This is a genomic window from Geodermatophilus sp. SYSU D00697 (genome assembly GCF_054050175.1).
This window is the reverse complement of sequence record NZ_JBJGYV010000059.1, coordinates 1-7,015: the sequence shown is the minus strand read 5'-3', so window position 1 is coordinate 7,015 and position 7,015 is coordinate 1. Positions and strand designations below refer to the sequence as shown.

At 74.3% G+C, this 7,015-nt stretch carries 8 protein-coding genes; 6 read left to right on the top strand and 2 right to left on the bottom strand.

Annotated elements, in window-relative coordinates; all coding sequences use genetic code 11:
• The first annotated feature begins 168 nt into the window (after positions 1-168).
• The 5 genes from ACI79C_RS25075 (at position 169) to ACI79C_RS25055 (ending at position 4,874) form a co-directional block, all read left to right on the top strand.
• Positions 169-1,050, top strand: coding sequence for a DUF559 domain-containing protein (locus tag ACI79C_RS25075; RefSeq protein ID WP_456948419.1), 882 nt, complete (start codon positions 169-171; stop codon positions 1,048-1,050).
• Positions 1,051-1,232: 182 nt separating this feature from the next.
• On the top strand, positions 1,233-1,472 hold the full coding sequence (purS, locus tag ACI79C_RS25070) for a phosphoribosylformylglycinamidine synthase subunit PurS (RefSeq protein ID WP_456948418.1): 240 nt from the start codon (positions 1,233-1,235) through the stop codon (positions 1,470-1,472).
• Positions 1,473-1,486: 14 nt separating this feature from the next.
• Positions 1,487-2,158: a phosphoribosylformylglycinamidine synthase subunit PurQ gene (gene purQ / locus ACI79C_RS25065; RefSeq protein ID WP_456948417.1), complete on the top strand. Its 672-nt coding sequence runs from the start codon at positions 1,487-1,489 to the stop codon at positions 2,156-2,158.
• Positions 2,155-4,488 (top strand): phosphoribosylformylglycinamidine synthase subunit PurL, encoded by a 2,334-nt coding sequence (purL, locus tag ACI79C_RS25060; RefSeq protein ID WP_456948416.1) that lies wholly within the window; start codon positions 2,155-2,157, stop codon positions 4,486-4,488. Before purQ ends, purL begins: the two co-directional genes overlap by 4 nt.
• Positions 4,488-4,874 (top strand): sterol carrier family protein, encoded by a 387-nt coding sequence (locus ACI79C_RS25055; RefSeq protein WP_456948415.1) that lies wholly within the window; start codon positions 4,488-4,490, stop codon positions 4,872-4,874. Before purL ends, ACI79C_RS25055 begins: the two co-directional genes overlap by 1 nt.
• 112 nt (positions 4,875-4,986) lie before the next feature.
• Here ACI79C_RS25055 and ACI79C_RS25050 read toward each other — a convergent pair whose 3' ends face one another.
• Both ACI79C_RS25050 and ACI79C_RS25045 read right to left on the bottom strand, forming a co-directional pair.
• Positions 4,987-5,142, bottom strand: a complete 156-nt coding sequence (locus ACI79C_RS25050; protein ID WP_456948414.1) for an MFS transporter small subunit — start codon at positions 5,140-5,142, stop codon at positions 4,987-4,989.
• A complete protein-coding gene (locus ACI79C_RS25045; protein WP_456948413.1) occupies positions 5,139-6,551 on the bottom strand; it encodes an OFA family MFS transporter in 1,413 nt (470 codons plus the stop codon). The genes ACI79C_RS25050 and ACI79C_RS25045 overlap by 4 nt, the downstream gene beginning before the upstream one ends.
• A 209-nt stretch (positions 6,552-6,760) precedes the next feature.
• Between ACI79C_RS25045 and ACI79C_RS25040 the strand changes: the two genes are divergently transcribed.
• Positions 6,761-7,015 (top strand): alcohol dehydrogenase catalytic domain-containing protein (locus ACI79C_RS25040; protein WP_456948412.1); only part of this gene is annotated, 255 nt, incomplete at its 3' end.

Here is a 7,015-nt window from a genome sequence, read left to right as displayed (position 1 = left end):
CCGCCCCCCCCGCCCGCGGCGGCCCCGCGCACCGCCCACCGCCCCCCCCCCCCGCCCCCCCCCCCCCCCCCCCCCCCCCCCCCCCCCCCCCCCCCCCCCCCCCCCCCCCCCCCCCGCGGCTGTGGACAGCGCCCGCGGCGACAGGGCCGTTCGCGGCACGCTCCCGCGGTGCCTCCACCGCGTGTCCCGTCCCGCGTGGTCCGGCCGACCGACCGTCGCCGCGCCCGTGCCGAGGGCGTCACCGACTGGCACCTGCGGCACCGGGAGGTCCTGCGCTCGTCCCGGGACACGTACCTGCCCCGTCCGGTGGCGGACGACGTGCGGGCACGGGTGGCCGCGGTCCTGCTCGGCGCGCCCGCATCGGCCGTGGTCAGCCACCTCACCGCCGCAGCGCTCTGGGGGCTGGAGGTGCCGCTCGTGCCGGATGACGGCCGGGTGCACCTCACCGTCCCGCCCGGAACCCGCATCCGGCACCGCGCCGACCGCCGGGTGCACACCGCGGGTCTGCCGGGGTGGCAGGTCGCACGCCGGGCCGGGGTGGACGTCACCTCGCCCGGGCGGACCTGGTTCGACCTGGCCGCCACGCTGCCCGCGGCCGCGCTGCTGGCGGTCTGCGACCAGATGCTGGCCCGCAACTACCCCCGGGACGCGTTCGACCGCATCCTCGAGGCCGCCCGCGGGGCTCGGGGGGTCCGCACGGCCCGGCGGGTGCTGCCCGTGGCGGACCGGCGGGCGGGGTCGCCGATGGAGTCGGTCCTGCGATGGCTGGTCCTCGAGGCGGGGCTCCCGGCGCCCGACCTGCAGCACGTCGTCCGCGACGCGAGCGGCGCCTTCCTCGGGCGGGTCGACCTGGCCTGGCCGGACCGGCGCGTACTGGTGGAGTTCGACGGCGACGTGCACCGCGAGCGGCGGGTGTTCGTGAGCGACGTCCGGCGACAGAACGGGTTGGTCCTCGCCGGCTGGACGATCCTGCGCTTCACGTCGGCCGACGTGCTGGGCCGGCCGGAGCAGGTGCTCGCGACCCTGCGGGCGGCGCTCGCGGTGCGCTGATCGGCGGCGAGTCATGCGAACTCGTGGCGATGCGGGCCCGATGGCCACGACTTCGCATGACTCGGCGGAGAGCCGACCGGGGCCGCAGCGGAGAGCCGACCCGGGGTCGCACGGCACCGACCGAGACGAGCATCACCCGCACCCCGGCCAGTGGGCTGCGCCACCCCGGTACCCTCGTCCGCGTGCCCCAGGTGGTCGTCGACGTCGTCCTGAAGCCGGAGATCTCCGACCCCCAGGGTCAGGCGGTGCTGGGAGCGCTGGGCCGGCTCGGCCACGACAGCGTGACCAGCGTCCGCCAGGGCAAGCACTTCGTGCTCGAGGTCGAGGGCACCCCCGACCGCGCCGAGCTGCAGCAGATCGCCGAGACGCTGCTGGCCAACCCGGTCATCGAGGACGTCGAGCTCCACCTGTCGACCGACTGAGAGAGAACCTCCCCGTGCGCATCGGTGTCATCACCTTCCCGGGCTCCCTGGACGACGTCGACGCCGCGCGCGCAGTGCGGCTCGCCGGTGCCGAGCCGGTCGCGCTCTGGCACGCGTCGCACGACCTCGCGGACGTCGACGCCGTCGTCCTCCCCGGCGGTTTCTCGTACGGGGACTACCTGCGGGCCGGCGCCATCGCCGCGCGGGCGCCGCTGATGCAGGACGTCGTCGACCGCGCACGCAGGGGCATGCCGGTCCTCGGCATCTGCAACGGCTTCCAGGTGCTCTGCGAGGCCGGGCTGCTCCCGGGCGCGCTGACCCGCAACAGCCACCTGCACTTCCGCAACCGCGACCAGGCGCTGCGCATCGAGCGCGCCGACACCGCGTGGACGGCGTCCTACGAGACCGGCCAGCGGATCGTCGTCCCGGTGAAGAACGGGGAGGGCCGCTACGTCGCCGCGCCCGCCGACCTCGAGCGGATCGAGGGCGAGGGCCGGGTCGCCGTCCGGTACGTCGAGGGCAACCCGAACGGCAGCTCCAACGACATCGCCGGGGTGACCAGCGAGGACGGTCGGGTCGTGGGCCTCATGCCGCACCCCGAGCACGCGGTCGAGGACCTCACCGGGCCGTCGACCGACGGGCTGGGCTTCTTCACCTCCGTGCTGGCGGCGGTGGTGTCCGCGTGAGCGCCGGCCTCTCCGACCTGGACACCGGGCCCGGTCCGCTGCGGCACCAGCTCGACACCGTCGAGCTCGCGGCCCGGACGGCGGACGTCGAGCAGCCCTACCGCGAGCTCGGCCTCAAGGCCGACGAGTACGCCCGCATCACCGAGATCCTCGGCCGCCGTCCCACCACCGCCGAGCTGGCCATGTACTCGGTGATGTGGAGCGAGCACTGCTCCTACAAGTCCTCCAAGGTGCACCTGCGCCGCTTCGGCGACCTGCCCCGCAGCGAGGCGCTGCTGGTCGGCATCGGCGAGAACGCCGGCGTCGTGGACGTCGGCGACGGCTACGCGGTGACCTTCAAGGTCGAGTCGCACAACCACCCGAGCTACGTCGAGCCCTACCAGGGCGCGGCGACCGGGGTGGGCGGCATCGTCCGGGACATCCTGACCATGGGCGCGCGCCCGGTGGCGGTCATGGACTCGCTGCGGTTCGGCCGCGCCGACGCCCCCGACACCGCGCGGGTGCTGCCCGGCGTCGTCGCGGGCGTGGGCGGTTACGGCAACTGCCTGGGGCTGCCCAACATCGGCGGCGAGCTGCTGTTCGACGACTGCTACGCCGGCAACCCGCTGGTCAACGCGCTGTGCGTCGGCGTCATGAAGCACGAGGACGTCCGGCTGGCCAAGGCCGAGGGGGTGGGCAACAAGGTCGTCCTGTTCGGCGCCCGCACCGGCGGCGACGGCATCGGCGGCGTCAGCGTGCTGGCCAGCGAGACCTTCGACCAGGAGGGGCCGGCCAAGCGCCCGAGCGTGCAGGTGGGCGACCCGTTCACCGAGAAGCTGCTCATCGAGGCCTGCCTGGAGATCTTCGCGCAGGACCTGGTCACCGGGATCCAGGACCTCGGCGGTGCCGGGCTGTCCTGCGCGACGTCCGAGCTGGCCAGCGCCGGCACCAGTGGCATGCACATCGACCTCGACCGGGTGCCGCTGCGCGACAGCACGCTCACCCCGGCCGAGATCCTGATGAGCGAGTCGCAGGAGCGCATGTGCGCGGTCGTCGAGCCGGAGAAGGTCGACGCCTTCCTCGCCGTCTGCCGCAAGTGGGACGTGCTGGCCACCGTCATCGGTGAGGTCACCGCCGGCGACCGGCTCACCGTCGACTGGCACGGCGAGCGCATCGTCGACGTCCCGCCGCGCACCGTGGCGCACGAGGGCCCGGTGTACGAGCGGCCGATGCAGCGCCCGGCCGACCTCGACCGCCTGCAGGCCGACGACCCGGCCGCGCTGCCCCGCCCGGAGACCGCCGACGAGCTCCTCGCCCACTGGCTGGCCGTCGTCGCGAGCCCGGACGGCGCCGAGAAGACCTGGGTCACCGAGCAGTACGACCGCTACGTGCGGGGCAACACCGTGCTCGCCCAGCCCGACGACGCCGGCGTGGTCCGCATCGACGAGCAGACCCACCGCGGCATCGCGCTGTCCCTCGACGGTAACGGCCGCTACGCCCGGCTGGACCCCTACACCGGCACGCAGCTCAACCTGGCCGAGGCCTACCGCAACGTCGCCGTCTCCGGCGCGCGGCCGCTGGCGGTCACCAACTGCCTCAACTTCGGCTCCCCGGAGGAGCCGGAGGTCATGTGGCAGTTCGCCGAGGCCGTCCGCGGCCTGGCCGACGCCTGCCGCGACCTGGGCCTGCCGGTCACCGGGGGCAACGTCAGCCTCTACAACCAGACCGGCGACGTCGCGATCAACCCGACCCCGGTCATCGGCGTCCTCGGGGTGCACGAGGACGTCCGGAAGCGGGTGCCCACCGGCTGGCGGACGGCGGGGGAGACGGTCCTCCTGCTCGGCGAGACCAGGCCCGAGTTCGGCGGCTCGGCGTGGGCGTCGGTCGTCCACGGCCACCTCGGCGGCCACCCGCCGGCCGTGGACCTCGAGGCCGAGCGGTCGCTGGGCGAGCTGCTCGCCGCGCTCGGCCGGGAGGGCCTGGTCAGCTCCGCGCACGACCTGGCCGACGGCGGCCTGGCCCAGGCCCTCGCGGAGTCGGCCCTGCGGTACGGCGTCGGCGCCCGGCTGGCCCTGGCCGGCGACGCCTTCACCGCGCTGTTCAGCGAGTCCGGTGCCCGTGCGGTCGTGACCACGAGCGACCCCGAGGCGGTGCGGGCGACCGCCGAGTGGGCCGGTGTCTGCGTGACCGAGCTCGGGACGACGGGCGGCGACGCGCTCGCCGTCGACGGGGTGGCCGAGCTGCCGCTGGCCGAGGTGCGGGCCGCCTGGAGCGCCACGCTGCCGGCGCTGTTCGGCACCCCGGAGGCCACGGTGAGCCGCGCGCCCGCGGGGACCGTCCCGACCAGCTGATGGCCGCGCCCATCTCCGCCGAGGAGCTGCGGGCGGCGGTCGAGCCGGTGCTGGCCTGGCTGGCCGGGGAGGACGAGCAACCCCGTCGCTCCGTCGTCGGTGCCGCGGTGAAGACCAGCGCCCGCTGGCTGGCCCAGCAGGTGCCCGGCCGCTCGGTGGAGCTGCGGGTGCCGCCGCACGTCGCCGTCCAGTGCGTCCCGGGGCCGCGGCACACCCGGGGCACGCCGCCCAACGTGGTGGAGACCGACGCGGCGACCTGGCTGCGGCTGGCCACCGGCCGGCTGGACTGGGCCACCGCCGTCGCCGAGGGCCGCGTCAGCGCCAGCGGCAACCGCGCCGACCTCTCCGCCCACCTCCCGTTGCGGCCGGTCAGCCGCGGCGCCTGAGGGGAGGCCGCCGCGCCACGAGCCCTCCCCGGGCTGAGGGGAGCGGCGCCGAGCACGACAGCGCCCCCCGTCCCGACCGCGGACGGGGGGCGCTGTCGTCGTGGAGGAGCGCTCAGCCGGTGAAGAGGGTGAGGGCGGTCTTCACCGTCTGGTAGAGCCCGTAGGCCAGGGGGACACCGACCAGCGTCCAGGCGAAGGCGATCAGCCCCACAGGGGTGTGGGTCTGCGGCCGGCCGTCGGCGGACTGCTTCGACAGCGGGGTGCTCATCGGGCGGTGCTCCGTTCGCGGGTCGGGGTGGTGGCGGCGTCCCGGCGCGGCTCGTGCCACTTGCTGGCCACCGGGCGCACCAGCAGGTTGGCGACGAACCCGACCGCGAGCAGGCCGACCATGATGAAGAGGGCCGGGCGGTAGTTGGACGCGACGAGCGAGCCGGGCTCGCCCTGGGTGTCGAGCACGCTGTTGACGATCAGCGGCCCGGCGACGCCGGCCGCCGACCACGCGGTGAGCAGCCGGCCGTGGATGGCGCCCACCTGGTAGGTGCCGAACAGGTCGCGCAGGTAGGCCGGGACGGTGGCGAACCCGCCGCCGTAGAAGGAGATGATCACCGCGGCCAGCACGACGAACAGCCAGGTGGCGCTGCTGCCGACGGTGGCCAGCAGCACGTACATGACCAGGCCGACGCCCAGGTAGACCATGTAGATCGGCTTGCGGCCGATGAAGTCCGAGGTCGAGGACCACACGAACCGGCCGGCCATGTTGAACAGCGACAGGACGCCGACGAAGCCGGCGGCGGCGGTCGCGGCGACGGTCGAGGTGTCCCCGCTGCGGAAGAAGTCCTGGATCATCGGGCTGGCCTGCTCGAGGATCCCGATCCCCGCGGTGACGTTGCAGAACAGCACGACCCACAGCAGCCAGAACTGCGGCGTCCTGATGGCGTTGTTGGCCGACACGCTCTCGGTGGTGACCAGCGCCTTCTGCTTGACCGTCGACGGGTCGAAGCCCGCGGGCTTCCAGCCCTCGGCGGGCACGCGCACGATGAAGGCGCCGAACATCATGAAGACCAGGTAGGCCGCGGCGAAGGTGAAGAACAGCGCCGCGACCGCGCCGCCGTTGGGCACCGAGCCGGCGGTGCCCGGGTCGTACCCGGGGTCGTACCAGCTCATCAGCTGCCGGGAGAGCGGCGAGGCGATCAGTGCGCCGCCGCCGAAGCCCATGATCGCCATGCCGGTGGCCAGGCCGGGCCGGTCGGGGAACCACTTGATCAAGGTGGAGACCGGCGAGATGTAGCCGATGCCCAGGCCGATGCCCCCGATGACGCCGTAGCCGAGGTAGAGCAGCCACAACTGGCGGGTCTCGATGCCGAGACCACCCACGAGGAAGCCGGTGACCCAGAAGCACGCCGACACGAACATGGCCGCGCGGGGCCCGTTGCGGTCCACCCACGTGCCGAAGAGGGCGGCGGAGAGGCCGAGCATGACGATCGCGATCGAGAAGACGATGCCGATCGCCGTCTGGGTCGTGCCGAAGTCCTCGACCAGCGCGGTCTTGTAGACGCTGGTGGCGTAGGCCTGCCCGATGCACAGGTGGACCGCCAGCGCCGCCGGCGGGATCAGCCACCGGTTGAAGCCGGGGCGGGCGACGATGCGCTCGCGGGCCAGGAAGCTCGGTACTGCCACGGGCGGACCTCCGGTTCGTGGGTGCCGGGTCGGCCCCGGCGGACGGGTCAGTGCCCCAGGTCACGGACCAGCGGGAACGCTACGTCTCGACAGGGCCGCCCGCGCGGCGAGCGTGACCCAATCGTTGCGGATTCAACGACCTTGGCCGGGTGCTTCCGCATGCCGGGAGCGGACGTGGACCCGCCCGGGCCCCGTTCTAGGCTCCCCGCATGGCCTATGAGGTGAAGGGCGTCGTCGCCCGCAGCAAGGGTGCTCCGGTCACCGTCGAGACGATCATCGTCCCCGACCCCGGCCCGGGTGAGGCGGTCGTCGACATCCAGGCGTGCGGGGTCTGCCACACCGACCTGCACTACCGCGAGGGCGGGATCAACGACGAGTTCCCGTTCCTGCTCGGCCACGAGGCCGCCGGGACCGTCTCCGCCGTCGGCGAGGGCGTCACCAACGTCGCCGTCGGCGACTACGTC